Here is a 25910-nt window from a genome sequence, read left to right on the forward strand (position 1 = left end):
ATGGCAACTTTTGGAAACCTCTCAGATCGTCTTGCCGAGACGTTCAAAAACCTCCGCACCAAGGGCAAGCTCAGCGCAGCGGATGTCGACGGCACTGTTCGGGAGATTCGCCGCGCACTGCTCGACGCCGACGTCGCCCTCGAGGTCGTCAAGGATTTCACCGGCAAGGTTCGGGAGCGCGCCTTAGGCGACGAGGTCAGTAAGGCGCTGAACCCGGCCCAGCAGGTCGTACAGATCGTCAACGACGAACTCATCACGATTCTCGGCGGCCAACAGCGTCGGTTGGAATTCGCCAAGAAACCGCCGACCATCATCATGCTCGCCGGCCTGCAGGGCGCCGGTAAGACCACCCTCGCCGGCAAGCTCGCCAAGTGGCTCGCCAAAGACGGCCACACCCCCCTACTGGTGGCTGCCGACCTGCAGCGCCCCAACGCGGTCACCCAGCTTGAGGTCGTCGCCCGGCAAGCCGGCGTCGCCGTGTACGCGCCTGAGCCCGGTAACGGCGTCGGCGACCCGGTCAAGGTTGCCCGCGACGGCGTGAAGTACGCCCTGCAGAAGGTGCACGACGTCGTCATCGTCGACACCGCTGGCCGGCTCGGCGTCGATGCCGAGCTCATGAAGCAAGCGGCCAACATCCGCAAGGCGATCGATCCCGACGAGGTGCTCTTCGTCATCGATGCCATGATCGGCCAGGACGCGGTCGCAACGGCGAAGGCGTTCCAGGATGGCGTCGACTTCACCGGCGTCGTGCTCACCAAGCTCGACGGCGACGCCCGCGGTGGCGCGGCCCTTTCGGTCGCGAGCCTTACCGGCCGCCCGATCATGTTCGCCTCCACCGGTGAAGGGCTCGACGACTTCGAGCCGTTCCACCCCGACCGTATGGCCGGCCGCATCCTCGACCTCGGTGACATCCTCACCCTGATCGAGCAGGCGCAGGGCGCGTTCGACGAGGATGAGGCCCGCAAGGTTGCCGAGAAATTCGCGACCGACACCTTCACCCTTGACGACTTCCTCGGCCAGATGCAGCAACTGCGCAACATGGGCTCGATCAAGAAGATGATGAGCATGTTGCCCGGCGCCGGCGCTATGAAGGCCCAGCTCGAGAACTTCGACGAGCGCGAGATCGTGCGCACCGAGGCCATCATCCAGTCGATGACCAAGCTCGAACGCACCACTCCGAAGCTGCTCAACGGCTCCCGCCGCCTGCGTATCGCCCGGGGCTCGGGCTCGAGTGTCACCGAGGTCAACCAGCTCGTGCAGCGCTTCGAGCAGGCCGCCAAGATGATGAAGACCGTCGCCAAGGGCGGAATGCCCAACATTCCCGGCATGGGACCGATCCCCGGCGCCGGCTACGGCGGTAAGCCCAAGGTGGCGCAGAAGAAGAAGGGGTCAAAATCGGGCAACCCCGCCAAGCGTGCCGCCGAGAACGCCGCGATTGCCTCGGGAGTCAAGCCGGCCAGTGAGACTGCTTCAGCGGATGCCGCCGGATCCGGCTTCGGTCTCGGCTCCGGCGCCCAGCCCGGCAAGGGCAAGGCCGGCGGCCCCACCGAAGAGGAAATGGCCGCGCTGCAGAAAATGCTCGGCCGGTAGTCCGCGCGCCCCCTGCACGCGCCTCTCTCTGGACGGGGCCTGGGCCCCGTCCCCGGGCCCAGTTTGTAAACTGGGCCCGGGTTCATAAGGTGGGCCCGAACCCAGTTCGAGCGCCGGACCGCCGCATGAGCCGCGGCGTGGGTGTCCGGCGGTGACCTGTGGACTGGGCCCGGGCCCCGTCCACGGGCCCAGTTTGTAAACTGGGCCCAGGTGCACACGGTGGGCCCGAAGCGCATGCTGCGCGATCTGGATGCGTCCAGTCCCGGGTCACGGCCCGGGCGCGGCCCTAGGCTGGACACGTGACTTCAACGACGAACCGACAGGTGCGCATCGGCGTGCAGATCGCCCCTCAACACGCAGAGTACTCAAAGATTCGGGACACGCTCACGGATGTCGAGACGCGCGGGTTCGATATCGCTTTCAACTGGGACCACTTCTTTCCGCTCAGCGGTGAGCCAGGCGGCCTGCACTTCGAGTCCTGGACCATCCTTGCCGCCTGGGCCGAGCAGACCACGACCCTTGAATTCGGCGCCCTGGTGAACTGCAACAGCTACCGCAACGCTGATCTGCAGGCCGACATGGCGCGCACGATCGACCACATCAGCGGCGGACGCTTCATCTTCGGCACCGGCGCCGGCTGGTTCGAGCGCGACTATCAGGAGTACGGCTATGAATTCGGCACGCCCGGCACCCGGTTGAACGCACTCGACGACAGCCTCAATCGCATCGAGGCCCGCTGGGCCAAAATCAACCCGCCGCCGACCCGCGACATCCCCGTGCTCATCGGCGGCGGCGGCGAGAAGAAAACCCTGCGCATCGTCGCCCAGCACGCCGACATCTGGCATTCCTTCTCCAACCCCGAGGTCCTCGAACACAAGCTCGGCGTGCTCAGCGCCTGGTGCGACGAAGTCGGCCGGGATATCACCGAAATTGAATTATCCACCGAGCTGAGCGGGCGTACCATCGCTGACGCGGACGCACTTTTCGACCTCGGCACGCGCTTGTTCACGGTGGGAATCTCCGGCCCCGTCTACGACCTGGTGCCCGCCACCGACTGGCTGGCCTGGCGCGACTCCAAGAACGCCTGAGCACGCACGCCCTGACCGATTCAGCACGTGGATGCCGCCATCGTCAACGGACGCCTGTACGCGAACCGCGTGTTTTCCTGAGGGCTGCTGAACTCGCTGCAGCGCTCGGCGGGGAGGACCGTCATTGACATTGTCACGCGGGGCGCCGCGCTGCTCGAGATCATGCTTGGAGGCCACGTCACGCACAGGTGGAGTGCTGCTTGCCGATATGACGCGGCCGGTGCTCCGAACCGGCCGTCGCGCGATGGCTGCCTAGCGTTCACCTGAATGGCCTGCGGTAAAGACCTGCTGACCGAGAGTATTAAAGCAATCCGATGAATCGATGTCTTCTGATTCACGGTCGATCCGAGGAGTCTCGATGACACGTTTGCCCCCCGCCCTGCTACTGATTGGTGCACTTGTCGTTGCGGCGACTCATCTGACGGCCACTCCGGCGTTCGCCTCCCCGCCGGACCCGCCGGCGCTCAGCACCATCAACAGCGAGCTCGCCACGATCGCCATCAAGGCCGAGACGGGTTCGGCCGGGTACTCCCGAGATTTATTCCCGCACTGGTCCACGCAGTCCGGTAGCTGCGACACACGAGAGATAGTGCTCCAGCGCGATGGCGTCGACGTCGTGACCAGCTCGACCTGTTCAGCGACCTCGGGAAGCTGGTACTCCGTCTATGACGGTGCCTGGAACTATGCGTCATCGGATGTCGACATCGACCACGTCGTGGCATTGTCTGAGGCTTGGGGGTCCGGAGCGTCGACCTGGACAACGAGCAAGCGTCAGCAGTTCGCCAACAGCCTGAGCGACGGTCAGCTCATCGCCGTCACCGACAACGTCAACGCGTCTAAGTCCGATAGGGACGCGGCGGAGTGGCAGCCGCCGCTGGCGTCGTACCACTGCACCTACGCCAAGCATGTTGTGCACGTAAAGTACGGGTGGGGGCTGTCCATGGACTCCGCTGAAAAGGCGGCGATCAAGTCCATGCTGGCAACCTGCTGACGGCCCAGACGATGTCAACGAACACGACGGTGGCAACGGCGATGGCGAGGGCGTAAATCGCGACGACACCATAGCGCTGCACCAAGAATCTCGATCAGGCGACGCACGTCATCCGTCACGAGACATTCGGCGCCGGCCGCATCCAGGATGATCAACGCCTGAGTACATCCGGCTCCGAAGCCGAATCAACGCTGAGGATGCCGGCGACCGGTTGCGTAGTAGGTTCGCCACCAGGAGAACGGTCAGGGCGCGAGAGTGACACCGGACGACCCGTGCGGGTGGGAAGTGTATGCCCTCGTCGAACGTTACCGTCTAGGTCATCCATTGAAAGGAACATACCCATGAGCAAGACTTGGTTCATTACGGGCGCGTCCAAGGGCTTTGGCCGCGAGTGGACGGAAGCTGCGCTCGAGCGTGGCGACAGCGTCGCAGGCACCGCACGAAAACTGGAAACTCTGGATGCTCTCGTTGAGAAGTACCCGGATACTTTTTTGCCGATCCGGCTCGACGTCACGGACCGGGATGCGGATTTCGCGGCCGTGCAGAAGGCAGCTGAGCACTTCGGCCAGCTCGATATCGTCATCAACAACGCTGGCTACGGTCATTTCGGCATGGTCGAGGAGTTGACCGAAGACGAGGCCCGAGCACAAATCGAGACAAACCTGTTCGGCGCGCTCTGGATCACACAGGCAGCGGTGCCGGTCATGCGCAAGCAGGGTTCGGGTCACATCATCCAGGTGTCAAGCATCGGCGGTATCAGCGCGTTTCCCACCGTCGGTATCTACCATGCGTCGAAGTGGGCACTCGAGGGCTTCTCGCAGTCACTCTCCCAGGAGGTCGCGGGCTTCGGTATCAACGTGACTCTGGTGGAACCTGGCGGTTTCTCAACCGACTGGTCGGGCCCATCCGCCTCGCGTAGCGATGAGATGGCGGAGTACGCCGATGTGCGACAGGCAGCGGCGAGTCGTCCCTCTGCGAACGATCCCGGTGACCCGAAGGCCACCCGCGGCGCGATCCTCAAGGTCGTCGATGCCCAGAAGCCGCCACTGCGCATCTTTTTCGGCAAGGCACCCTTGGGCATCGCGACCAAGGACTACGAGTCCCGATTGGCGACGTGGAACGAATGGCAGCCGGTTTCGATCGAGGCACACGGCAACTGAGTAGTCAGGCCAGCCCCCGCGATAAACGGTGAACGGCGCCTGCCCGTTGAAACTGCACTAGCTGCCGAGCCCCTGCGCGAGTTCGTGGCTGAGCGCCGTAACGACAGCGGGCAGGCTGCCCTCGTTGGCGGCAGCCACGGCGAGCTGTCGTTGATAGCTGCCGCCGTCGTCGATGATGCGGTGGAGACCCTGCAGCTCCGGCAGGCAGTCGAGCCGCTCGGCCACGGGGGAGAGAATCTCGATGAGGTGACGTACGTCATCGGTTACAAGACGCTCGGTGCCGGCCGCATCGAGGATGATCTCAGCGTCGAGTCCATAGCGGGCCGCACGCCACTTGTTCTCGCGCACGAACCACGGTTGCATGCGCGGTACGTCTTCTCCCGCGTCGAGGCGGGTGGACATCCATTCGACCAGGCACTGGATGAACGCGGCGATTGCGCCGAGCTCCTCGGTGGTCGAGACACCGTCGCAGACGCGAATCTCGATCGTGCCCCAGCGCGGTGACGGGCGAATGTCCCAGCGCACCTCGGTCACATCGTCGATAATACCGGTCACCGCCATGTCGTCGACATAGCGTTCCCAAGCCTCCCAGTCGGGCAGGTCCCATGGCAGGCCCGCCGTCGGTAGCTGCTGGAACATGAGCGAACGGTTGCTGGCATAGCCCGTGTCAACGCCAGCCCAAAACGGGCTCGACGCGCTCAGCGCCTGCAGGTGCGGGACATACGTCAGCAGGCCGTTCATGATCGGAATGACCTTGGCCTTGTCGTCGATGCCCACGTGCACGTGGATGCCCCAGATCATCATGTTGCGCCCCCACCACTGGGTGCGGTCGATGAGCTTGTGATAGCGCGCCTTGTCGGTGATGGTCTGATCGAACCACTGCGCAAACGGATGCGATCCGCTACAGATCACGTCAACCTCGCGGCCGTCGAGAGCACGACGCACCTCGCGGAGTTGGCCGGCGACATCCGCTACGGCGTGGCGGACGGTGTCGTGTACGCCGGAAACCAGCTCGACCGTATTGAGCAGAAGCTCGCCGGTGATCGTCGGGTGCGCCGAGCCGTCCGGGCCGCAGAGGGCGTCGAGTACCTCATCGGCGATCGGCACCAGATCGCCGGTGTTGCGGTCGACGAGGGCGACCTCCCACTCGATGCCCACGGTGGAGCGGGCGGAGCGGGCGAATTCAAGTGGCACGGGTGCTCCTTGGGTGGGCTGGTGAAAGCCGTTGAGGTTCGATTATCACAATGTGAGCAATCTCTGACAGAATGATTAGTCGCGATCCGTTGCGCCCGACCCTCTATCTCGGTGCAACGTGATCCTATAGAGCTTATGCCGAGTGTGCCCCCACGCTCACGGCCCAAGGTTCGCCAAACACCGAATCAACACTGGAGAATTGTGGCTGTCAAAATCCGTCTGAAGCGCATGGGTAAGATCCGTGCACCGTACTACCGCATCGTCGTCGCCGACGCGCGCACCAAGCGCGACGGTCGTGTCATCGAAGAAATCGGCATCTACCACCCCACGGAGGAGCCCTCGGTCATCGAGGTCAAGTCTGAGCGTGCGCAGTACTGGCTCAGCGTCGGCGCTCAGCCGACCGAGCAGGTTGCTGCACTCCTCAAGCTCACCGGCGACTGGGGAATCTTCAAGGGCGACAAGAACGCCAAGAGCACCGTCAAGGTGAAGGAACCGAAGGCTGCTTTCGTCGCTGACGAGAAGAAGAAGCCGGTTCTCAAGCCCAAGGCCGACAAGCCGGTCGCCAAGGTAGAAGAGGTTGCTGTCGAAGCAACCGAAGAGGCGTAACTGTTGCTTGCTCCCGCGCTCGAACATCTCGTCAAGGGGATCGTTGATCACCCGGACGATGTGCACGTTGCAGAAAAGAACTCTGCAAGAGGCGATGTGCTCGAGGTTCGGGTGAACCCCGAGGATCTCGGCCGGGTCATTGGCCGTGCTGGTCGCACCGCGAAAGCCCTGCGCACCCTCGTTGCAGCTCTGGCTGATGGTCGACGCGTTCGCGTCGACGTCGTCGACACCGATTTCTAGTTCAGTGAACGACGCGACAGTGGACGATAGTGAAAAGGACCGCACCCAGCAATTACGGGTGGGGCGCCTGACTAAGGCTCACGGCCTCAAGGGAGCAATCAAGCTCGAACTGTTCACGGATGACCCGGGACGACGTTTTGTCCCGGGTGCCGTGTTCACGCTGCAGGTTCCGACCGGTTCGGCTTGGCACGGCAAGACGATCGAACTCGTCGAGCTGCGCTGGTACAACCAGCACGCCGTCGGTTTTTTCAAGGATGTTGTCGACCGCAGCGCGGCAGAAACGCTCGCGAAGGCGATCCTCTGGATCGACGCGGACGTTGCAGAACAGTCGGATGAAGAAGACGCCTGGTACGACCACCAGCTGGTCGGCCTCGCCGTCATGCGCGATGGGGTACGCATCGGCACCATCGGTCGCCTCGAGCACATGCCGGCCCAAGACCTGTTGATCGTGAAGACGCCCACCGGCGACGTCATGATCCCGTTCGTCAAGGCCATCGTGCCGACCGTCGACGTGAAAAACGGCCTGGTCACGATCACGCCGCCGCCCGGCCTTCTCGAAGAGTTGCCAGAGGACGCGGCCGATGGTGCCGCCGCTGGCGCTGTACCGGAAACGGATTCAGAAGGCGACTCTGAACCGGATACTGCGGCATCCGCTCATACAACCGACGAACCGTAACGCTCAACCGTACCGTTGCCGGTGCGCACCCAACTGGCCGAACAACGGCCGAAGGGTGCGCACCGGCATTTGTATGCCGAAGAACGGCCGACGTTAGTGCACCGGCATTTGTATGCCGAACAACGGCCGAAGGGAGCGCACCGACATGTGTGTACCGGGCGGCTACACGTTGAGGCGGTAGCCGCGCTTGACCACGGTCGCGACCAACCCGGGAATGCCGAGCGTCTGCCGGAGTCGGCTGAGCGAAACCTCCATAGCGTGATCGTCGGAGTCGCCGGCCAGGGAGAGCGTGAGGTCTTCGCGGGAGACAACCGCACCGCGTGCCCGAACGAGCGCCCGCAGGATAGCGAGGGCTGTGGGCGGCAGTTGGGTGCGTTCCGCGCCGACCTGCACGATCGAACCGCGCAGCTGCACGAGTCCGTTCTGCGTCTCGACCCGTTCGATCATGTTCTGTTCCAGATGCTCGCAGACCAGCCGAATCAGCGCGCCCATCCGAAACCGAGACGGCTGGATCGGAACGATCCCGGCCGCGATCAGCGGAGCACTCGTCACCGGTCCGACAGCGGCCGCGCACACCTGCGTCTGCAGAGCCGCGATGAGTTCCGGATAGACCTCCATGCCTTCCGCCGCGGTGAAGAGGGCGTGCACGGCCGGGGCACTCGTGAAAGTCACGCAGTCCAGCTGACGGGAACAAATCGCCTCGACGAGCTTGTAGACCCGTTCGTCGCTGTCATCGACGGCGATCCAGCGGTAGGGCGCAACGACGAGCACTTGCTGGTGCACCGCGCGCAACCGGTCGAGTTGCACCTCGTCGGTGGCGCCATGAACCTGAATACCGACAACGAGTCCCGGCGGATACTCGGCCAATACCTTGTCGACGAGCGAGGCGGTCGTCTCTGATTCGCTCATGCCCGAGTCGTTCAGCCCGGTGGCGCGAATGCCACCGCGTGCTTTCGGTCCGCGTACCAGAATCGTGGTGTCGGCGAATGCATCGGTGAGGGCGGACCCGATGCCGTCGGCCTCTGCCACTTCAAACCAGCGTCGCACTCCGTAGCCGGTGGTCGCGAGTAGAATATCGGGTCGCGCGATGATCAGGGTTCTGGTGTCATCGAGCAGTGGGCCGTCCTGCTGGGAGTGGGCGATGCGCAGCGTCGGCGCGTGCATGACTTTGGCACCGCGCCGTTCGAAGGCGTCGATCAAGTCGCTCGAGCGGCGATCGCTGGTCACGCCGATGCGAAACCCGTCCAGTTGGTTCGGCCTCAGAACGGGGGCCGCCACCTCAATCGGCTCGGTCGCGCCCGGCATCGGCTGTGCGGGCAGCTGTGCAGCGGATGCTCCCCGCTCGCCGTCCCAAACCGGTTCGTTCCCGGTGTTCATCAGGCGGTCACCGTAAACTCGGCGGCCCGGGCCACGAGGTCGTTCGCGGCCGTGTCGCCGCTGAAAGCGAGGCGTACGACCTCACCGATGACGAGCACGGCGGGGCTGCGCACGCCGGCGGCTGCGGCATCCGATAGCACGGCGGCCAGCGTGCTCACCGTGGTGCGCTGGGTGGCACTGAAGCCGCGTTCGATAATGGCCACTGGCAGGTCGGCTGGCATGCCGTGGCGCAACAGGCCCTGGCTCAGGGTCGGCAACGTGCCAACGCCCATCAGCACGACGATGGTACTTCCCAGCAGCGTGAGGCCCTCGAGTTCGTTGTCGGTGAGCGGTGCGTGGCCGCTGATCACGGTGAATGCGTGGCTGATCCCGCGGTGCGTCAGCGGGATTCCCGCCGCCGCCGGCACGGCGATCGCACTCGTGACACCGGAAATAACCGTGACGGCAATGCCGTTGCGGTGGCAGGCGAGCACTTCTTCGCTTCCGCGTCCGAACACATAAGGGTCGCCGCCCTTCAGCCGCACCACGCGCTTGCCCGCGAGGGCATGCTCGACCATCAGGTCTTCGATCCCCGCCTGTGAGACCGGATGGCTGCCGGCGCGTTTGCCGACGTCGACGAGGGTCGCGCGAGGTGCGAGCAGGGCTAGTTCGTCGTTGGGGGCGAGACGGTCGAACAACACGACATCCGCTTGGGCCAGAGCCGTCACTGCGGCGACGGTCAGCAACCCCGCGGCGCCGGGTCCGCCGCCGACCAGGGTGACTTGCCCTACCGTGACCTGCTCGGCACTGACCGACCCAGTCGTACCGAAATTCCGGGCTGTCATCTTCTTACTCTTTTCGAACGGGAATGCGGCTTCCACTTAGTAGAACAGTACTCGACGAGGCTCGCTCGGCCGGGGTCGCGGGTCGGATTTGGTCACGCTCCGTAACGAGAGCGATGCTCGGGTCTGGCTCGGTGGGCGCGTTCACGAAGGATCGGAATCGGCGTAGGCGCTCGGGGTCGGCGAGCGTAGCTGCCCACTCGTCTTCATAGTTGTCGACGTGGGCGAGCATGGCCTGCTCGAGTTCCTCGGCCAGTCCGAGTGAGTCGTTGATGACGACGTCGCGCACATGCTCGAGTCCGCCGCTCAGGTCTTCCATCCAGCGCGCCGTACGCTGCATGCGATCGGCCGTTCGAATGTAGTACATCATATAGCGGTCGATGTACTTGATCAGGGTTTCCTCGTCGAGGTCGGTCGCCAGCAGCTGCCCGTGCGCGGGCTGAAAACCACCGTTGCCGCCAACGTACATGTTCCAGCCGTTATCGCTGGCGATGATGCCCACGTCTTTGGCGCGTGCTTCGGCGCACTCGCGCGCGCAGCCGGACACCCCGAACTTGAATTTGTGCGGGGCGCGCAGGCCGCGATAGCGCAATTCCAGCCGAATCGCGAGCCCCACGGCATCCTGCACCCCGAACCGGCACCAGGTGGACCCGACACAGGACTTCACGTTGCGCAGCGACTTGCCGTAGGCCTGGCCGGACTCGAAGCCGGCGTCGACCAGGATGCGCCAGATGTCGGGCAGCTGCTCCAGCCGGGCTCCGAACAGGTCGATCCGTTGCCCGCCGGTAATCTTGGTATACAGGTCGAAGTCCAGCGCGACCTGCGCGATGACGGCGAGTTTGGTGGGCGTGATCTCGCCGCCCGGAATGCGCGGAACGACCGAATAGGTGCCGTCCTTTTGCATGTTGGCCATGGCCCGGTCGTTGGTGTCCTGGAGAGTACCGCGGCCGGCATCGAGAATGTAGGAGGTGTTCTGGCTGGCCAGGATCGAGCCGACAGCGGGCTTGCAGACATCGCAGCCGCGACCGGTGCCGAAACGGGAAAAGATCTCGTCGCTCGATACGAGCCCGAGCACCCGCACAGAATCGAACAGTTCCTGCCGGCTCAGCTCGAAGTGCTCGCACAGGGCGTGCGAGATCGTTTGACCTGATGCCGTCAGCTCGGCCTCAAGGATCTTCTTGACCAGTGGCACGCACGAACCGCACTGGGTTCCGGCCCGCGTGCAGACCTTGAGAGAGCCGAGTTCGGTACAGGCATCGTTGTGCTCGTCGCCGAGCACGGCGCTTCGCACAGCACCGGCCGAGACCATATTGCACGAGCAGACCAGGGCGTCGTCGGGTAGTTCGCCGCCGCCGGGAACCTCGGCACCGGCTGCGGAGAGGTACGCGGCGGGCTCGCTGCTGAGTTCGCGGCCGATCATCGGTCGCAGGACCGAGTAGGGCGTGGCGTCGCCGACGAAGATGCCGCCGAGCAGGGTTTTGGCGTCGTCGGTCATGACGAGCTTCTGGTACAGCCCGCGGGCCGGGTCGGCGTAGACGATTTCGAGCGAGCCCGGCGTGCTGGCGAGGGCGTCACCAAAGCTGGCTACGTCGACACCGGAGAGTTTGAGCTTGGTGGCGTCGTCGACGGTCGTGAACTCGGCGCTGCCGCCGAGCAGACGGTCGGCGACGACCTCGGCCATAGCGTTGGCCGGTGCGACGAGGCCGACACAGCGGTCATTCCAGCTGGCAACCTCGCCGATCGCCCAGATGCTGGGGTCGCTCGTTCGGCAGTCGTTTCCGATCGTGATGCCGCCGCGCGCACCAACGGTCAGTCCGGCGGCGCGCGCCAGCTCGTCACGCGGCGAGATGCCGATTGCGTAGACGACCATGTCGGCGGCAATGTCGCGACCGTTGCCGAGCTGCAGGCCGATCACCGCGTTGTCGTCGTCGCAGAGGATGGTTCGGGCCCTGGTACCGAGGTGGAGCTCGATGCCTTGAGCGACGATGAGCCGACCGAGTGCCTGTCCACCACCCTCGTCGAGCTGGGCCGACATGAGCCAGCCGCCGGAATGCACGATGGCGGATTCCGGGCCGAGCTTGTGCAGTCCGCCGGCCGCTTCGAGGCCGAGCAGACCGCCGCCGGCCACGACGACTTTGGGGGTGCGGCCGAGGGAGACGGTGAGGGCGGCGAGTTCAGCGACGAGGGCGTCGACGTCGTCGAGGGTGCGGTAGACCCGAATGTGTTCGCGACCCGGCATCTCGGGTACAGGAGCACTGGATCCGGTGGCGAGCACGAGGTCGTCGTAGTCGAGCACGGCCCCGGTCGACGTAGTGACGGTGTGTGCAACCCGATCGATGCTGGTAGCCCGCTCGTTGATGCGCAGCGCGATGCGCTCACTGTCCCACGGTGCTGTGGGCGCAAGGGTGAGGTCGGTCATTCCGGTGAGTCGCTGGCTCAGCGCAACCCGGTCGTATGGCCGGTGGTTCTCCTCGGCCAGCACGACGATCGAGAGGGCGTGCTCAGTGTCGCGGGAGTGCAGGGCATCGGTGAGGCGGTGTGCGGCGGGACCGCCACCGATCACGATGACGCGGCGCATAGTCTCCGATTCGACAATGGCGGCATCCGCCGGGCTCACTGTTGTGACGGCGTGTGTCGCGTCCCTAGCGGATGCGGAGGTGTCTGGGACAGAATACGCGGAGGCGGTTTCACGAGAAGCTGGCATCAGCATCCTTTCAAAGCGGGGCAATTGTGAGCGTAGTTCGGGGCAGTTTCCCCCTCGTGTCGCTCGTGTGTCCCGGACTGGTCGAAAGCCCCACACCGAAGCGCACCTCGTGTGAGGCGGGTTTCATCCCGGGGAAACATGGCGGGCGATCGGTTGAAATATTGCTCGCCTACCGTGGGAGCGACGCACAAACGCGACAACCCCAAAAACCAAACCCCTGGGAGCGCACGATGACACTGGCCGACACCCGCCGTACCGCTGCAGTGACCCGCCCCGCCCTGATCTGGGAGCGTGCCTGTGCCGTAGCCGATCTGGAACCCAGCTGGGGTGAAGCTGCCCTCATTCGCATGAAACAGATCGCACTGTTCCTGCTCTCGCCCACCGAGATCTACGCCGTCGATCACCGTGACCCGCACACCGAAGCCAACGTCATGGCCCGCGGCATCGTCGGTTCCAAGGGCGACCGCCCGACCATCGCCTCGCCACTGCACAAAGAGGTCTACGACCTCGGTACCGGGGAATGCTTCACCAACCCGACACTCGTGCTGAACACCTACGAAACCCGCGTTGTCGGCGGCTATATCGAGGTCGCGGTCGAGTCTGGACTGCGCGAGGCGGCATGACCGTACTCGGCGAACGGGCGCGTGCAGCACAGCACAGCATCGAGTGGCACCGCACCTGTGGGCGCGGTGCCGAGCGGAGCGGTGACGAGCGCGCAACGCCGGCACCCGCTGCGCTCGTCGCCATCTCGCACGGCACCAACTCGGCTGACGGCCAGGCCGCCATCGCTGCCCTCGTCGACGCCGTTGCCCTCGCTCATCCCGAACTTGCCGTCAGCGGCGGTTTCGTCGACGTGCAACAGCCGGATGTCGCGGCGAGCCTCGGTGCGGTGCCCCCGGATTCCGCCGCGGTCGTGGTGCCCCTGTTGCTCTCTGCCGGTTACCACGTGCACGTCGACCTAAAACGAGAGACCAGCGCGCATGACCGCGTGACGACCGTGTCGCGGGCGCTCGGCCCGGACGACCGACTCATCGACGTACTCGAACATCGTCTGCGTGCCGACGGGTTCGACACACGGGTCCGCGGGCAGGAGATCGTGCTCGCCGCCGCCGGCTCGAGCGACGCCCGCGCGGTGCACGACTGCCGCACGGTCGGCGCCCTGCTGGAAGAGCGCCTCGGTGTTCGCGTCACCGTCGGCTTTCTCTCTGCGGCCACGCCCCGGCTGGCCTGTGCCGTCACCGGTGCCAGACTGCGCAGTGAACACGTGACCGTGAGCACCTATCTCATGGCACCCGGATTCTTCTTCGACTTGACGCGCGTCCAGAGCGTGGGCGCCGAACTGGTGACGGCTCCGCTGCTGCTGCCGGGCGAAACGGCCCCCGCTGCTCTGGTTGACGTGGTCGTCGACCGGTACCGCGAGGCGAAAGAGCAGGCCCAGATCTTCTAGAATTTGACCATGCGCATCGATATCGTCACCATTTTTCCCGAATTCTTCGATGTGCTCGATCTGTCGCTACTCGGCAAGGCCCGCCAAAGCGGCTTGATCGAGTTGGGCGTGCACAACCTGCGCGACCACACCCACGACCGGCACCATTCCGTCGACGACACCCCGTATGGTGGCGGCGCCGGCATGGTCATGAAGCCGGAGCCCTGGGGTGACGCCCTCGATGCCATCCTCGGCACTGAGCCTGCACCGGTCGACGACGGCCCCATCGTCATCTTTCCTTCGCCGGCGGGGGACCAGTTCACCCAGCGGATGGCCCGTGAGCTATCGCTCGAGCAACACCTCGTGTTCGGATGCGGTCGCTACGAGGGCATCGACCAGCGGGTCGTCGATCACTACTCAAAGCGCGGCCGGGTACGGCTTGTGAGCCTCGGCGACTATGTGCTCAACGGGGGAGAGGTCGCCGTCATGGCAATGATCGAAGCGATCGGCCGGCTCATTCCCGGCGTTGTCGGCAACCCGGAAAGCCTCGTCGAAGAATCCCACGAAGACGGCCTGCTCGAATACCCCAGCTACACCAAGCCCGCCAGTTGGCGCGGCCTCGACGTTCCGCCGGTGTTACGAAGCGGCAACCATGGCGCCATCAGTACCTGGCGCCACCAGCAGCAAATCGAACGCACCGAACGGGTGCGTCCCGACCTTCTGCCGCGCACAATCTCGTGACTTCAGCCTCCAGCGAACGCCAAGGTCAGTGTCAGCCCCCATCGATAGGCTGATCCTGTGATCATCCGCCGCGCCTTTTACCACTGGCAATTCATTGCCGCCGGAGCCCTGCCGCTCTGGCTTCTCGTCGGGTCCGCGATTTTTGGATCGGGCGCGTGGGCGGTACTGGGCATCTTCTTCGGAGCCGTTCTTATCGGCCTCGGGCTGTTGCTCGTCGCCCTCGTCATTTACGCACGTAAAGACGTGCGCGAGACCCGGGCGCTCTCCTACGCCGACGTCGGCGTGCTGACCCTCTGGCACGCGCTCATCATCGCCATTCCCTTTTCAACGGATGCCGCCGGCTGGCTCAGCGTACTCGTCATCATCGGGGGCCTCGCCGTATTCTGGTTCGTTGTCTGGGAGTTGTTCGACGCCGCCCGACGCCGAGTCCTGGCGATGGTCGACCTGGTGGAGCAGCAGGCGCACGGGCAATCTGCCACGGCCACGGCCACGGCCCCGCACCCGCTGCCGAACAGGTCACGCCCCCAAGAGACCAAAACAGCACCGACCTTTGGCCGAAGCGCCAAGCCACAGGTCATCGTCATCGAAGAAAAGCGCGATCAAACTTGACTCGTCGGGGCCCGCTTTGCAACGGGTGCGACTTCATGGCAGAATAAGCCCTTGTGCCGCTGCAGGACTCTGCCACAGGGGAACCTGCTCGTTGCGGCGCACATCCTCATACTGATTGCTTCGATTGAAGCACCTAGCGTAGTCGACCTGTGGCGGGTACAGAGAGCGAAACAACATGCATATTCTCGACGCGGTAGACGCCCCATCGCTGAAGAAGGATCTTCCTGACTTCCGTGCCGGCGACACCGTCAAGGTTCACGTCAACATCATTGAGGGAACCCGCTCTCGTATCCAGGTCTTCCAGGGAGTCGTCATCGGCCGCTCCGGCGAAGGCGTGCGCGAAACGTTCTGCGTTCGCAAGGTCAGCTTTCAGATCGGTGTCGAGCGTACCTTCCCGGTGCACTCCCCGGTCATCGACCACATCGAGATCGTGACCCGCGGCGATGTTCGTCGCGCGAAGCTGTACTACCTGCGCGACCTGCGTGGCAAGAAGGCCAAGATCAAGGAAAAGCGCTAACTTTCGCGCTTCCCCACGATCCACGCGGATTCTTCTGAGCTCCCCATCACCTAAACTGATGGGGAGCTCAGGCGGTTAAATGACAGATGAAGTGCTCGCCTCCAGGTCCGATCGTCGGGTATCAGGGTCGAAGAAATCTCGAAGCACGACGGCGCCCAGCAAAAAGCGCAGCGTCTTGCTGTTCATCCGCGACCTCCTCATCATTTTCGTGGTGGCATTGCTCATCTCGTTTTTGATCAAGACATTCCTGATCCGGTCGTTCTACATCCCCTCCGGGTCGATGATGAACACCCTGCAGGTCGATGACCGCATCATCGTGAATCAGCTCGAACCCGAGTTGATCCCGATCTCCCGTGGCGACGTCATCGTGTTCAAAGACCCGGGCGGATGGCTGCTCCCGCAGGCGGAGATCGTGCAAAATCCGATCGTCGCCGGCGCTGACTGGCTCCTGTCTGTCGTGGGCCTGTCCGCGCCCGACAGCAACGACCACCTGATCAAACGGGTGATCGGACTACCCGGCGACCACGTCGTCTGCTGCAACGCCCTCGGCCAGATGAGCATCAACGATGTTCCGCTGGACGAATCGGCCTATGTGCTGTTGCCGGCCGGTGAAACCAAGGTCTCCAAGGATGACTTCGATGTCACCATCCCGGGGGGCTCACTCTGGATGATGGGCGACAACCGTTACAACTCCAAAGACTCCCGCTACAACGGTGACACGGTCGGTAAGGGGTACGTCCCGGTCGACAACGTCGTCGGTCGCGCGCTCGTCGTGAGCTGGCCGCTGGCGCACTGGGCGTGGCTCGACGACTACCCCGACGTGTTCCGTGAGGTGGAGCAAGCCGACAAAGGCTCCGAGTAGTGGCAGTGTCCGACCCCACCCTCGAGGTGGAGTTCGACCTGCTGCGCACCGGCGCACGCTTTGTGATCGGCTGTGACGAAGTGGGTCGCGGCGCCCTCGCCGGACCGGTGGCTGTCGGATTCGCCGCGGTGAACGCATCCGTTCTGACCATGCCCGCGGGACTTCGCGACTCGAAGATGCTCAGCGAACCACGCCGGGAACTGCTCGCACCGCTCGCCGTTGCCTGGGCGATACACTCGGCCGTGGGGCTCGCCTCGGCGGCCGAGGTCGATGAGTTGGGAATCATCGCTTGCCTCGGGCTGGCCGGTAAGCGTGCGTTGGCCGAGCTGTATACGCAGGGTGTCGATGTGGCCGGCAGCATCGTCTTGCTCGACGGCAGCGACGACTGGCTGAACAAGGCGCTGGCCACCCCGTTGAGCGTCGTGACGCGGATCAAAGCCGACCGGGACTGCGGGTCTGTGGCGGCGGCATCCGTTATCGCCAAGGTGCACCGCGACCGCCTCATGATCGCCGCGCATGACGACGCGCCCGGGTATGGCTGGGCCTCGAACAAAGGTTATGGCAGCGCCGCGCACATGAGCGCGATCGAGATGCTCGGGCCGAGCCCCTTACACCGCAAATCGTGGCTCAAAATCTCAGCGTAAGATGAGGTCACCATGGAAGAAGACGAAATCGAGGACTACGACCGCGAGGTCGAGTTGGCCCTGTACCGGGAATATCGAGACGTGGTTGGCCAATTCCAGTACGTCGTCGAAACCGAACGCCGCTTCTATCTCGCCAACGAGGTCGACTTGGTTCGCCGGGACACGGAACACGATTTCTACTTCGAACTGACCATGAAGGATGTCTGGGTCTGGGACGTCTACCGCTCGGATCGATTCGTGAAATCGGTGCGTGTGCTGACTTTCAAAGACGTCAACGTGGAAGAACTCGCGTCGAAAGACTTTGAACTTCCCAAGGAACTTGCACTCGACGAATAAGCAATGACTCCGGGGCCTCGGGTGGCCGGACTAACTAACCAACGATGGTTTAGGAAGGCAACCCTGTGATCCAGGACGCTGATCGTGCCCGTGCAACGTGGAGTAATCGCGAAGCTCTCGCTGAGGCGATGATTCCCCTGATCGGGCGCCTCTACCGGGACCACACCGTCGTGACGAGCGTCTACGGTCGCGGCCTGGTCAACAAGTCGGTCGTGGGCCTGCTCAAGGCACACCGGTTCGCCCGCCATATAGCGGATGTCGAGCTTCCGCTCGAAGAGACCCTGCCGATTCTGCAGACTATCGACGGCCTCAACCTCGGAGCAGCGTCGATCGACCTCGCCCGGCTCGCCCTCGGCTTTCGGCAACAAAATGGGCGCGTCACCCTGGAGGAATACCTGCGCGGTGAACTCGCCGACGTCGTCGGCCAGCACGGACTCGATGATCGCACCAGTACCGACGTCGTGCTCTACGGCTTCGGTCGCATCGGCCGGCTGCTGGCCCGCATCCTGATCGAACATGGCGGCGGCGGCCAGGGCTTGCGCCTGCGTGCGATCGTCGTGCGCCGTGGTTCCGCCAACGACCTGGTGAAACGTGCCAGTCTGCTGCGCCGCGACTCGGTGCACGGCCCGTTCGAGGGAACGATCACCATCGATGAGGAGAATGACACCATCCTCGCCAATGGCACGCTCATCCAGGTGATCTACTCCGCTGACCCGGCCAGTGTCGATTACACGCGGTACGGCATCCACGACGCCATCGTTGTCGACAACACGGGAAAATGGCGCGACGAAGAAGGCCTGTCGCAGCACCTCACGTGCCCCGGCATTGCCCGGGTTCTCTTGACCGCGCCGGGCAAGGGCGCGCTGAAGAACATCGTGCACGGCATCAACCACACCGACATTTTGGCCAGCGACCGGATTATTACCGCAGCGTCCTGCACCACGAACGCGATCACTCCGGTGCTCAAAGCCATCAACGACCGCTACGGCATCATCGACGGTCACGTCGAAACGGTGCACTCGTTCACCAACGATCAGAACCTCATCGATAATTTCCATTCCGGCGATCGCCGCGGCCGCTCTGCCGCGCTCAATATGGTCATCACCGAGACCGGAGCGGCCAAGGCCGTTGCCAAGGCCCTGCCCGAACTCGCCGGCAAGCTCACCGGCAACGCTATCCGCGTACCCACCCCCGACGTATCGATGGCCATCCTCAACCTCAACCTCACCCTCGCGACCGATAAGGACGAGCTCAACTCGTACCTCCGCACCATGTCGCTGCACTCCTCGCTGCACCGCCAGATCGATTACATCGACTCGCCCGAGGTGGTCTCGACCGACTTCCTCGGCTCCCGTCGTGCCGGGATCGTCGACGGGCTGGCCACCATCGTCACCGACCAGAAGGCCGTGCTGTACGTGTGGTACGACAACGAATACGGCTACAGCTGCCAGGTCATCCGGGTGCTCGAAGAGATGTCCGGCGTGCACGCGCCCGCTTTCCCGGCTATCCTCGCCGCCGAAACCCTCGAGACGGTCGCCGAACCGGTGTGATCTGGACGGGGCCCGGGCCCCGTCCGCGGGCCCAGTCTATAAACTGGGCCCGTGTTCCGGGCCCGGGCCCCGTCCGCGATTAAACGCGTGGTTCGCAGATGACCACGGGGATATCGCGGTCGGTTTTGCCTTGGTAGGCACCGTAACCGGGGTAGGCCGCCACGATGCGCGGCCACAGCTCGGCTTTCTCAGCGGATGACGCGGTGCGAGCCCGAAACGGGCGCGTCACGCCCCGAATGGTCAGGTCCACGGCGGGCTCGGCGACGAGGTTGAGGTACCAGAACGGATGCCGGTGGTCACCGCCCTTCGACGCGACGAGCACGTACTTTCCGTCCTCGTGCACGGGCGCCGTCAGCAGCGTCGACCGACGCTGCCCGCTACTTCGGCCGGTCGTGTGCAGTTCGACCGTCTGCATGGTGCCGATGGTCCAGCCGAGGCGTCCGCCCGACAGGCTCAGCACCATGCGGTGCACACCGTTCATCGTTCGCATGCCGAGGTCGGTCACCCGGTCGCGCATAGTCATACGCCCAGCGTATGCCTTGGTGGGCGTTAGGTTGGAAGAATGATTCCAGCAACGATGCTCAGCGCGATCCTTCGCGAATCCGGTTCTACGCGCCCCTACGCCGACAGCCGCCCGCTCACGCTCGAGCAGATTCCGGTGCCTGCTCCGCGCGCCGGTGAGGTGCTGGTGCGCATCGAGCGGGCCAGTCTTTGCCACTCCGACCTCTCGGTCATTGACGGCTCACGCATTAGGCCCCTGCCGATGGCGCTCGGACACGAGGCTGCCGGCACAGTGAGCGCCCTCGGTGACGGCGTCGACGATCTGGCCGTCGGCGACCGGGTCGTGCTCGTCTTCGTGCCGAGCTGCGGCAACTGCCGAGCCTGTCTGGCTGGACGTCCCGCACTCTGCCACCGCGGCGCCGAGGCCAACGGAAGCGGCGACCTGCTGCACGGCTCGGCCGTGCTGGCGAGCGGCGACGGGGAACGGATCAACCACCACCTCGGCGTCTCCGCTTTCTCCCAGTACGCCGTCGTGGCCCGCGAATCCGTCGTCGCCATCGACTCGGATGTCCCCTTCGACATCGCCGCCATGTTCGGCTGCGCGGCCCTCACCGGCATCGGCGCCGTGCTCAACACCGGCGCCCTCGCTCCCGGCCAGTCGGTGATCGTGTTCGGACTCGGCGCGGTTGGTCTGATGGCCGTCATGGCCGCCGCCCAGATGGCTGGCACCACCGTCATTGCGATCGATCCGCTGCCCGATAAACGGGCGCTGGCCCTCCGCTGCGGTGCCCACCACGCCGGGTCGCCCGACCAGGCGGCCGAGCTCGTGCGCCAACACGCGGGCGACGGCGTCGACCTCGCCATCGAAGCGGTCGGCAGCGCCCGGGTGATGGAGGCAAGCCTCGCCCTGCTCACCCGGGGCGGCGCCCTCGTCTCGGTCGGTCTGCCACACCCCGAACAGACCCTCACCACGCCGGCGCTGCAGTTCGCTGGGATGGGCCGGCGGCTGCTCGGCTCCTACATGGGTGACTCGGTTCCAAGCCGCGATATTCCGGCCTACCTGCAGCTGTGGCGCGACGGCCGGCTGCCCGTCGAGCTGCTGCACACCGACACCCGACCGCTCAGCGACCTCAATGAGAGCCTCGACGCCCTCGTGGCCGGCGAGGTCGTGCGTCGCCTGTTCGTCATGCACGCCGAGTAGCGTCCTCCGCAGAGTTCCTTACAGCGTCCTCCACAGCCGCCGGGGGCGCGCCGTTGTCCACCAATGCGGCGACGGTCCGGCCGGGGCGTGGCCGACCGGCCACTCTGGTTCTCGGAGGCACTCGTGGCGCGCAAAGACGAACTCGGCAAACTCGGCGAAGATCAAGCCGCACGCTTTCTGCAGGGCGCCGGCTACACGATCCTGACCCGCAATTGGCGCTGCTCAGAGGGGGAGATCGACCTCGTCGTGCAACAGGGCGCTGCCGTTGTGTTCGTCGAGGTGAAGACGCGCAGCAGTGTGAGCTTCGGACATCCGTTTGAGGCCATCACTGTCAAAAAACTGGCCCGGATGCGCCGCCTTGCCGCCGCCTGGTGCGTACAGGCCGAGCGCTGGCCGCGCCAGATCCGGCTCGACGTCATCGCGGTGATCGCCCCGGTCGGCCGCGAACCGGTCATCGAACACCTCGAGGGCGTGTTCTGATGGGCATCGCCCGCACCCACGCCGTAGCGCTGCTTGGACTGACCGGGGCGCTCGTCGAGGTCGAGGCCGACATCTCGGCGCAACTGCCCGGCATGATCTTGATCGGGCTGCCCGATGCGGCACTCGCACAGGCTACCCAGCGGGTGCGTGCTGCGGCCACCAACAGCGGATGCCCACTCACCGTCCACCGCCTCACCATCAATCTGTCGCCTGCCGCGTTGCCCAAGCATGGCGCCGGCTTCGACCTCGCGATTGCCCTGGCTTGCCTCGCCGCCGACAGCACCGTTTCCGCAAAATCGGTCGGTCAGGTCGTGCACTTCGGCGAGCTCGCCCTCGACGGGAGGCTCCGGCCGACGCTGGGCATTCTTCCGGGTGTGATGACCGCGGCTCGCCTCGGTCACACAACGGTGATGGTGCCGATCGGCAACGAGGCTGAAGCACGACTCGTGCCCAATATTCATGTCATCGGTGTCGCATCATTGCGTGACGCGGCGATCTTCCACGGCGCCACACTGCCGCCCATACCGGTTGAGCCCATCCTGGCAGCGACCGTGCCGGCCAGCCTGGCCGCCGAACCCGATCTGGCAGACGTGATCGGCAACGACGACGCCATTCTGGCCCTGCAGATAGCCGCTGCGGGCGGGCACCACGTGTTTCTGCTCGGCCCGCCCGGAGCCGGAAAAACCATGCTCGCGGCCCGGCTGCCCGGCCTGCTACCCGACCTCGACCCAGCGAGCTCCCTCGAGGTCAGTTCCCTCCGCTCGCTCAGCGGCCTCGGATTGGGCGGAGCCCTGATCACCCGACCGCCGTGGGAGGCGCCACATCACACGGCGACCGCTGCGGCCATGGTCGGCGGTGGCAATGGACAGATTCGGCCGGGTGCCGCGTCGCAGGCCTCGCACGGCGTTCTTTTTCTCGACGAGGCCCCCGAGTTCGCTTCCCCGGTGCTCGACGCCCTGCGCCAGCCCCTGGAATCCGGCTGGATCAGCATTCACCGCGCCAACGCCGTCGCGCATTTTCCGGCCCGGTTTCAACTGGTGATGGCAGCAAACCCCTGCCCCTGCGGGCAGTACGGCGCGGGAGACCTCAGTTGCACGTGCCCGCCCAACACACGCCGCCGTTACCTTGCTCGCATCTCCGGGCCACTGCTGGACCGCATCGACATTCAGCTCAATGTCAAGCGCATCACCGCCGCACAGCTGCGCGTCGCCACCGGTACGCAGCGGATGACGAGCGTCACCGCCCGAAAGCGTGTGGTGGCCGCCCGTGCGGCGGCGGCCGAACGGCTCGGCAGCACCCCCTGGACCCTGAACTCCCAGGTTCCGGGCCCGTGGCTGCGCGGCGCATCGACTCGACTGGCTGCGAGCACCACCGCGGGTCTCGACCGGGCGCTCGAACGCGGCGGAATCACCATGCGCGGCTACGACCGGGTTCTGCGCGTCGCCTGGACCCTGGCCGACTACGACGGCCTCACCATTCCCGGCCCCGACCAAATTGGCCACGCCCTCTACCTACGCAAAGGAATGACATCATGACGCTGTTCGGCCTCGACGAGATCCGGGTAAGCGAGCTCACCGCAGGCGTGCGCGGCGGTATTTCGGTCGACACCGCAGCAACGCCCGGCGAGGTATTCGCCCGCGCTGCCTGGTCGGGAATCGCCGAACCTGGCGATGGCACGGCCGGCCTGCTCGTGGCCAGCCTCGGCGCGAGTGTGGCCTTGACAGCCATCCTCGAGGCATGGAGCGCCGTGCGCATCGGTGCGCTCGTGCGCGATGTGCTGGCCGATGAGCCGGGCGCGCCTGATGTCGTCTTCGCCACCAGTCCCAGCTCCGATACCTCCGAAGTGGATGCCGACACGAGCGCCGAACTGGAACAGGCCCTCGACGCCGGGCTCCAACGCTGGCGGCCGCGGCTCAACTCGGGGGATGTCATCCGTTCGCTGCAGCAGGCGGCCCGTATCGACGCCCGGCTACTGCTGGCCACGGACACCCTCTGGCCCGCGGCGATCGATGACCTGGAGCAGCATGCGCCACTGGCGCTGTGGTGGCGAGGGGTACCCGGCGCCCTGGCCGCGCTGCCCAACTCGATCGCTCTGGTCGGGGCCCGGGCAGCCACCGGCTATGGCGAGCACATCGCCATGGAGGCCTCGGCCGGGCTCGTCGACCGTGGTTTCGCCGTGGTGTCCGGGGCCGCCTACGGCATCGACGGAATGGCCCACCGCGCAGCACTGGCCAGTGACGGCATTACCGTGGCCTTTCTTGCCGGGGGAGTCGACCGGTTCTACCCGAGTGGCCACGACTCCCTGCTCACCCGCATCGTGGCTGCCGGGGCCGTTCTCTCCGAGCTGCCCTGCGGCGCGGCCCCCACGAAATGGCGCTTTCTGCAAAGAAACAGATTGATCGCCGCGGCGAGTGCAGCAACGATCGTGTTGGAAGCCGGCTGGCGGTCGGGCTCGCTCAACACCGCCGGGCATGCGTCGGCGCTGGGTCGGCCGCTCGGCGCCGTGCCCGGGCCGATCACGAGCCCCACGTCGGCTGGCTGCCATCGCCTCATTCGCGAATTCGCCGCGGTCTGCGTAACCAACCCGACCGAGATGGCCGAGCTGGTTGGTGAGCAGTCGATCCAGGTGCCCCTGGATTTTTCCGATACTGATGCTGGCCCGGGCCCGATACCCCGCACGAGCGATCAGGTGCGCGTGTTCGACGCCCTGAGCGGTCGCTCGCCCCGCACGGTTGCCGATTTATCACGCCGAGCCGGGCTCTCGACGTCGGCCGTGCGCGGCGCCCTCGGCGGTCTCGATCTCGACGGGGCCGCCCAGGAGCGGGCGGCCGGCTGGGTACGCCGGGCGTAGGGAGAGCAGAAAACAACCGACATCCGCTCTCGGCGAAGACCCGAACCGGCCAAGTAGCCGGGACCGGGCGATCTCCTCGACGAGTGTGCGGCGGGAGTGAAACGCATCGATGACGTCGACCGCACCGAACGCGTCAGGGCATCGGAGCAGGCGTTCCGCTGGGCAGCCAGGTTGCCCCGATAGCCCACTAATCTGCCCTTGTCGCCGGGGAACGATGGGATTACTGTAACCCGCAGTATCGGCAATTGCCCTACCTCTTCGAGTGTTTGAATTTTCAGAGAAGTGGATGTCATGAGCGCACCAGTACCCGGCCAACGCAGCAGCCTCGGCTTCGCTCTCACCGTTCTCACCGTCGGAGCGATGGTATTGACTGTAGCTCCAGCGGCGCTCGCGGCTCCCGCGACGGGTGCGCTGAGCGCTGCGAATGTGAGTCAGCCTGCAGTGATGGAACGAAATGCGGTTCAGTCCACCGCGCGCACATTCACCGCCACCCCGGTTCCAACGATCACCGGCGTGCCACGGGCAGGCCGGCGACTGACGGCAGTTCCGGGTACCTGGAAACCGGTTCCGGTGGTGCTGTCCTACCGCTGGGCTGTGAACGGTGTATCGGTGTCCGGTGCCACGGCATCCACTTTCACACCCTCGAACTCCCAGGTGGGAAAGCGCGTGACCGTGACCGTGACCGGCACGAAAGCCGGATATCGGACGGTCTCGAAGACGAGCGCGCCGACCAGGCTGGTCGCACCCCGCACCATTGCTGTCGGTACTAATCCCCGCGACCTGGTCGTGACCAAAGATGGTCGCTGGGCGTACGTCGCCAATACCGGTTCACGAACTGTCTCCGTGATCGCCATCACGACTGGAAAAGTCGTCGCGACCGTTCCGCTGGGCGGTACCCCACTCGCGCTTGCGGTGTCGGCCAACCAGAAACAGGTATTCGTGAGCACCTGCAGCGATAAAAAGATCTATGCGCTGAACATCGCCTCCAACACGGTCGCCTACTCTTTCACTGTTGGCGCTTGCGGTGATCTGGTAGCCACTCCCGACGGCAAGTCCCTGTACATCGGTGGTTCACCCACACTGTTCGACATCACGGTAGCCACGATCGCGACCCGTTCCCTCGCCGAACCGATCTTCACCGGTGCCCCGGTCGGTGAACTCACCCCCAGTGCTGACCGAAAAAAGGTCTATCTGAGCAATGGCGACGACTACGGTTTGTTCATTATCGATACTGCGGCCCCTCAGGCGCCACAGGAGCGGTTCAACACCTCACACCCGCCGATCGCATCGGCACCGTCGCCCGACGGCACAACGGTGTACGCCAGCCTCGGACGCGACCTGATCACCGGGCCATCCAACGCCGTGGAGGTCATCGACACTGCAACGAACCGGGTACGGGCCAGTATTGCCATCACCGCACCTGGTGCTCTGGCGGTCAGCCCTGACGGGTCAAGGCTCTACGTATTGTCCACGGATAACAACACCATCGCGACGGTCAGTACGGTTACCAACCGAGTACTCAGTCGCATACCACTCGGGCGTGCCCCGTCGAGTCTCGCCGTCACGCCGGATGGCAGCAAGGTGGGTATCACCAATTCCAACGACGGCACGGTATCGGTGCTCCCAGTGTTCTGAGCCGGTTCGTGATGGGGTCATCCCGGCCGTTCCCCTCGTCGAGTCAATCGCCGGGGGGAACGACCATTTCACGGGTGGGGTCAGGGCGGTCCGTCTGCTGGCGCCTCAAC

At 64.9% G+C, this 25910-nt stretch carries 26 protein-coding genes; 21 read left to right on the plus strand and 5 right to left on the minus strand.

Features of this window, described 5'->3' with window-relative positions; genetic code table 11:
• From ffh to E3T38_RS12535, 4 genes are all read left to right on the plus strand, one after another.
• Positions 1-1590, plus strand: coding sequence for a signal recognition particle protein (gene ffh / locus E3T38_RS12520; RefSeq protein ID WP_134548470.1), 1590 nt, complete (start codon positions 1-3; stop codon positions 1588-1590).
• A 299-nt stretch (positions 1591-1889) separates the two neighbouring features.
• Positions 1890-2678 carry an LLM class F420-dependent oxidoreductase gene (locus tag E3T38_RS12525; protein ID WP_134548471.1) on the plus strand — a complete coding sequence of 263 codons (789 nt, stop codon included), beginning with the start codon at positions 1890-1892 and terminating at the stop codon, positions 2676-2678.
• 358 nt (positions 2679-3036) lie between these two features.
• Positions 3037-3669, plus strand: coding sequence for an HNH endonuclease family protein (locus tag E3T38_RS12530; protein WP_134548472.1), 633 nt, complete (start codon positions 3037-3039; stop codon positions 3667-3669).
• Positions 3670-4010: 341 nt separating this feature from the next.
• The gene (locus E3T38_RS12535) at positions 4011-4829 is read left to right on the plus strand and encodes an SDR family oxidoreductase (RefSeq protein ID WP_134548473.1); all 819 of its coding nucleotides are present in this window, start codon (positions 4011-4013) and stop codon (positions 4827-4829) included.
• A 57-nt stretch (positions 4830-4886) separates the two neighbouring features.
• Here E3T38_RS12535 and E3T38_RS12540 read toward each other — a convergent pair whose 3' ends face one another.
• Entirely contained in the window at positions 4887-6023 is a 1137-nt protein-coding gene (locus E3T38_RS12540; RefSeq protein WP_134548474.1) for a glutamate--cysteine ligase, read from the minus strand.
• 201 nt (positions 6024-6224) lie between these two features.
• Between E3T38_RS12540 and rpsP the strand changes: the two genes are divergently transcribed.
• From rpsP to rimM, 3 genes are read left to right on the plus strand one after another with little or no spacing between them, the layout of a single operon-like run.
• Positions 6225-6629, plus strand: coding sequence for a 30S ribosomal protein S16 (rpsP, locus tag E3T38_RS12545; protein ID WP_104197691.1), 405 nt, complete (start codon positions 6225-6227; stop codon positions 6627-6629).
• Positions 6630-6632: 3 nt separating this feature from the next.
• On the plus strand, positions 6633-6869 hold the full coding sequence (locus tag E3T38_RS12550; RefSeq protein WP_104084343.1) for an RNA-binding protein: 237 nt from the start codon (positions 6633-6635) through the stop codon (positions 6867-6869).
• Positions 6870-6888: 19 nt separating this feature from the next.
• The gene (rimM, locus tag E3T38_RS12555; protein WP_241984452.1) at positions 6889-7545 is read left to right on the plus strand and encodes a ribosome maturation factor RimM; all 657 of its coding nucleotides are present in this window, start codon (positions 6889-6891) and stop codon (positions 7543-7545) included.
• Positions 7546-7707: 162 nt separating this feature from the next.
• On the opposite strand, the gene E3T38_RS12560 is transcribed toward rimM, so the two are convergent.
• From E3T38_RS12560 to nirB, 3 genes are all read right to left on the minus strand, one after another.
• On the minus strand, positions 7708-8850 hold the full coding sequence (locus tag E3T38_RS12560) for a uroporphyrinogen-III synthase (protein ID WP_134548564.1): 1143 nt from the start codon (positions 8848-8850) through the stop codon (positions 7708-7710).
• A gap of 71 nt (positions 8851-8921) precedes the next feature.
• Positions 8922-9746: a uroporphyrinogen-III C-methyltransferase gene (gene cobA, locus E3T38_RS12565; RefSeq protein WP_134548476.1), complete on the minus strand. Its 825-nt coding sequence runs from the start codon at positions 9744-9746 to the stop codon at positions 8922-8924.
• A 4-nt stretch (positions 9747-9750) separates the two neighbouring features.
• Positions 9751-12321: a nitrite reductase large subunit NirB gene (gene nirB, locus E3T38_RS12570; protein WP_174775244.1), complete on the minus strand. Its 2571-nt coding sequence runs from the start codon at positions 12319-12321 to the stop codon at positions 9751-9753.
• 356 nt (positions 12322-12677) lie between these two features.
• Between nirB and nirD the strand changes: the two genes are divergently transcribed.
• The 9 genes from nirD (at position 12678) to E3T38_RS12615 (ending at position 19132) form a co-directional block, all read left to right on the plus strand.
• A complete protein-coding gene (nirD, locus tag E3T38_RS12575) occupies positions 12678-13070 on the plus strand; it encodes a nitrite reductase small subunit NirD (protein ID WP_134548478.1) in 393 nt (130 codons plus the stop codon).
• Positions 13067-13894, plus strand: a complete 828-nt coding sequence (locus E3T38_RS12580) for a sirohydrochlorin chelatase (RefSeq protein WP_134548479.1) — start codon at positions 13067-13069, stop codon at positions 13892-13894. Before nirD ends, E3T38_RS12580 begins: the two co-directional genes overlap by 4 nt.
• Before the next feature lie 9 nt (positions 13895-13903).
• Positions 13904-14614, plus strand: coding sequence for a tRNA (guanosine(37)-N1)-methyltransferase TrmD (trmD, locus tag E3T38_RS12585; protein WP_134548480.1), 711 nt, complete (start codon positions 13904-13906; stop codon positions 14612-14614).
• Positions 14615-14671: 57 nt separating this feature from the next.
• Complete coding sequence (locus E3T38_RS12590) at positions 14672-15223, plus strand: MFS transporter (RefSeq protein WP_134548481.1); 552 nt, start codon at positions 14672-14674, stop codon at positions 15221-15223.
• A gap of 175 nt (positions 15224-15398) precedes the next feature.
• A complete protein-coding gene (gene rplS, locus E3T38_RS12595; protein WP_092108884.1) occupies positions 15399-15740 on the plus strand; it encodes a 50S ribosomal protein L19 in 342 nt (113 codons plus the stop codon).
• A 79-nt stretch (positions 15741-15819) separates the two neighbouring features.
• Complete coding sequence (lepB, locus tag E3T38_RS12600) at positions 15820-16602, plus strand: signal peptidase I (protein WP_134548482.1); 783 nt, start codon at positions 15820-15822, stop codon at positions 16600-16602.
• Positions 16602-17246, plus strand: a complete 645-nt coding sequence (locus E3T38_RS12605) for a ribonuclease HII (protein WP_134548483.1) — start codon at positions 16602-16604, stop codon at positions 17244-17246. Before lepB ends, E3T38_RS12605 begins: the two co-directional genes overlap by 1 nt.
• Before the next feature lie 12 nt (positions 17247-17258).
• Positions 17259-17582 carry a DUF2469 domain-containing protein gene (locus E3T38_RS12610; RefSeq protein WP_104197699.1) on the plus strand — a complete coding sequence of 108 codons (324 nt, stop codon included), beginning with the start codon at positions 17259-17261 and terminating at the stop codon, positions 17580-17582.
• 65 nt (positions 17583-17647) lie between these two features.
• Positions 17648-19132, plus strand: coding sequence for a glyceraldehyde-3-phosphate dehydrogenase (locus E3T38_RS12615; RefSeq protein ID WP_134548484.1), 1485 nt, complete (start codon positions 17648-17650; stop codon positions 19130-19132).
• Between the two features lie 79 nt (positions 19133-19211).
• On the opposite strand, the gene E3T38_RS12620 is transcribed toward E3T38_RS12615, so the two are convergent.
• A complete protein-coding gene (locus E3T38_RS12620; protein ID WP_134548485.1) occupies positions 19212-19655 on the minus strand; it encodes a nitroreductase family deazaflavin-dependent oxidoreductase in 444 nt (147 codons plus the stop codon).
• A 39-nt stretch (positions 19656-19694) separates the two neighbouring features.
• Between E3T38_RS12620 and E3T38_RS12625 the strand changes: the two genes are divergently transcribed.
• The 5 genes from E3T38_RS12625 to E3T38_RS12645 all read left to right on the plus strand — a co-directional run bounded on the left by E3T38_RS12625 (position 19695) and on the right by E3T38_RS12645 (position 25800).
• Positions 19695-20834, plus strand: a complete 1140-nt coding sequence (locus tag E3T38_RS12625) for an alcohol dehydrogenase catalytic domain-containing protein (protein ID WP_369831165.1) — start codon at positions 19695-19697, stop codon at positions 20832-20834.
• Between the two features lie 123 nt (positions 20835-20957).
• Positions 20958-21314 carry a YraN family protein gene (locus E3T38_RS12630; RefSeq protein ID WP_104197787.1) on the plus strand — a complete coding sequence of 119 codons (357 nt, stop codon included), beginning with the start codon at positions 20958-20960 and terminating at the stop codon, positions 21312-21314.
• A complete protein-coding gene (locus tag E3T38_RS12635; protein ID WP_134548486.1) occupies positions 21314-22849 on the plus strand; it encodes a YifB family Mg chelatase-like AAA ATPase in 1536 nt (511 codons plus the stop codon). Before E3T38_RS12630 ends, E3T38_RS12635 begins: the two co-directional genes overlap by 1 nt.
• Positions 22846-24165 carry a DNA-processing protein DprA gene (gene dprA / locus E3T38_RS12640; protein WP_134548487.1) on the plus strand — a complete coding sequence of 440 codons (1320 nt, stop codon included), beginning with the start codon at positions 22846-22848 and terminating at the stop codon, positions 24163-24165. Before E3T38_RS12635 ends, dprA begins: the two co-directional genes overlap by 4 nt.
• A 291-nt stretch (positions 24166-24456) precedes the next feature.
• Positions 24457-25800 carry a YncE family protein gene (locus tag E3T38_RS12645; protein ID WP_134548488.1) on the plus strand — a complete coding sequence of 448 codons (1344 nt, stop codon included), beginning with the start codon at positions 24457-24459 and terminating at the stop codon, positions 25798-25800.
• Positions 25801-25910 lie beyond the last annotated feature (110 nt).

The organism is Cryobacterium sp. Hb1, from assembly GCF_004403585.1.
GTDB lineage: Bacteria > Actinomycetota > Actinomycetes > Actinomycetales > Microbacteriaceae > Cryobacterium > Cryobacterium lyxosi.

Coding starts and splice junctions, on each gene's coding strand:
- ffh (WP_134548470.1), top strand. CDS start 1: ATGGCAACTTTTGGAAACCTCTCAGATCGTCTTGCCGAGACGTTCAAA.
- E3T38_RS12530 (WP_134548472.1), top strand. CDS start 3,037: ATGACACGTTTGCCCCCCGCCCTGCTACTGATTGGTGCACTTGTCGTT.
- E3T38_RS12535 (WP_134548473.1), top strand. CDS start 4,011: ATGAGCAAGACTTGGTTCATTACGGGCGCGTCCAAGGGCTTTGGCCGC.
- E3T38_RS12560 (WP_134548564.1), bottom strand. CDS start 8,850: ATGCCGGGCGCGACCGAGCCGATTGAGGTGGCGGCCCCCGTTCTGAGG.
- cobA (WP_134548476.1), bottom strand. CDS start 9,746: ATGACAGCCCGGAATTTCGGTACGACTGGGTCGGTCAGTGCCGAGCAG.
- nirB (WP_174775244.1), bottom strand. CDS start 12,321: ATGCGCCGCGTCATCGTGATCGGTGGCGGTCCCGCCGCACACCGCCTC.
- nirD (WP_134548478.1), top strand. CDS start 12,678: ATGACACTGGCCGACACCCGCCGTACCGCTGCAGTGACCCGCCCCGCC.
- E3T38_RS12580 (WP_134548479.1), top strand. CDS start 13,067: ATGACCGTACTCGGCGAACGGGCGCGTGCAGCACAGCACAGCATCGAG.
- trmD (WP_134548480.1), top strand. CDS start 13,904: ATGCGCATCGATATCGTCACCATTTTTCCCGAATTCTTCGATGTGCTC.
- rplS (WP_092108884.1), top strand. CDS start 15,399: ATGCATATTCTCGACGCGGTAGACGCCCCATCGCTGAAGAAGGATCTT.
- lepB (WP_134548482.1), top strand. CDS start 15,820: ATGACAGATGAAGTGCTCGCCTCCAGGTCCGATCGTCGGGTATCAGGG.
- E3T38_RS12610 (WP_104197699.1), top strand. CDS start 17,259: ATGGAAGAAGACGAAATCGAGGACTACGACCGCGAGGTCGAGTTGGCC.
- E3T38_RS12620 (WP_134548485.1), bottom strand. CDS start 19,655: ATGACTATGCGCGACCGGGTGACCGACCTCGGCATGCGAACGATGAAC.
- E3T38_RS12625 (WP_369831165.1), top strand. CDS start 19,695: ATGATTCCAGCAACGATGCTCAGCGCGATCCTTCGCGAATCCGGTTCT.
- E3T38_RS12635 (WP_134548486.1), top strand. CDS start 21,314: ATGGGCATCGCCCGCACCCACGCCGTAGCGCTGCTTGGACTGACCGGG.
- dprA (WP_134548487.1), top strand. CDS start 22,846: ATGACGCTGTTCGGCCTCGACGAGATCCGGGTAAGCGAGCTCACCGCA.
- E3T38_RS12645 (WP_134548488.1), top strand. CDS start 24,457: ATGAGCGCACCAGTACCCGGCCAACGCAGCAGCCTCGGCTTCGCTCTC.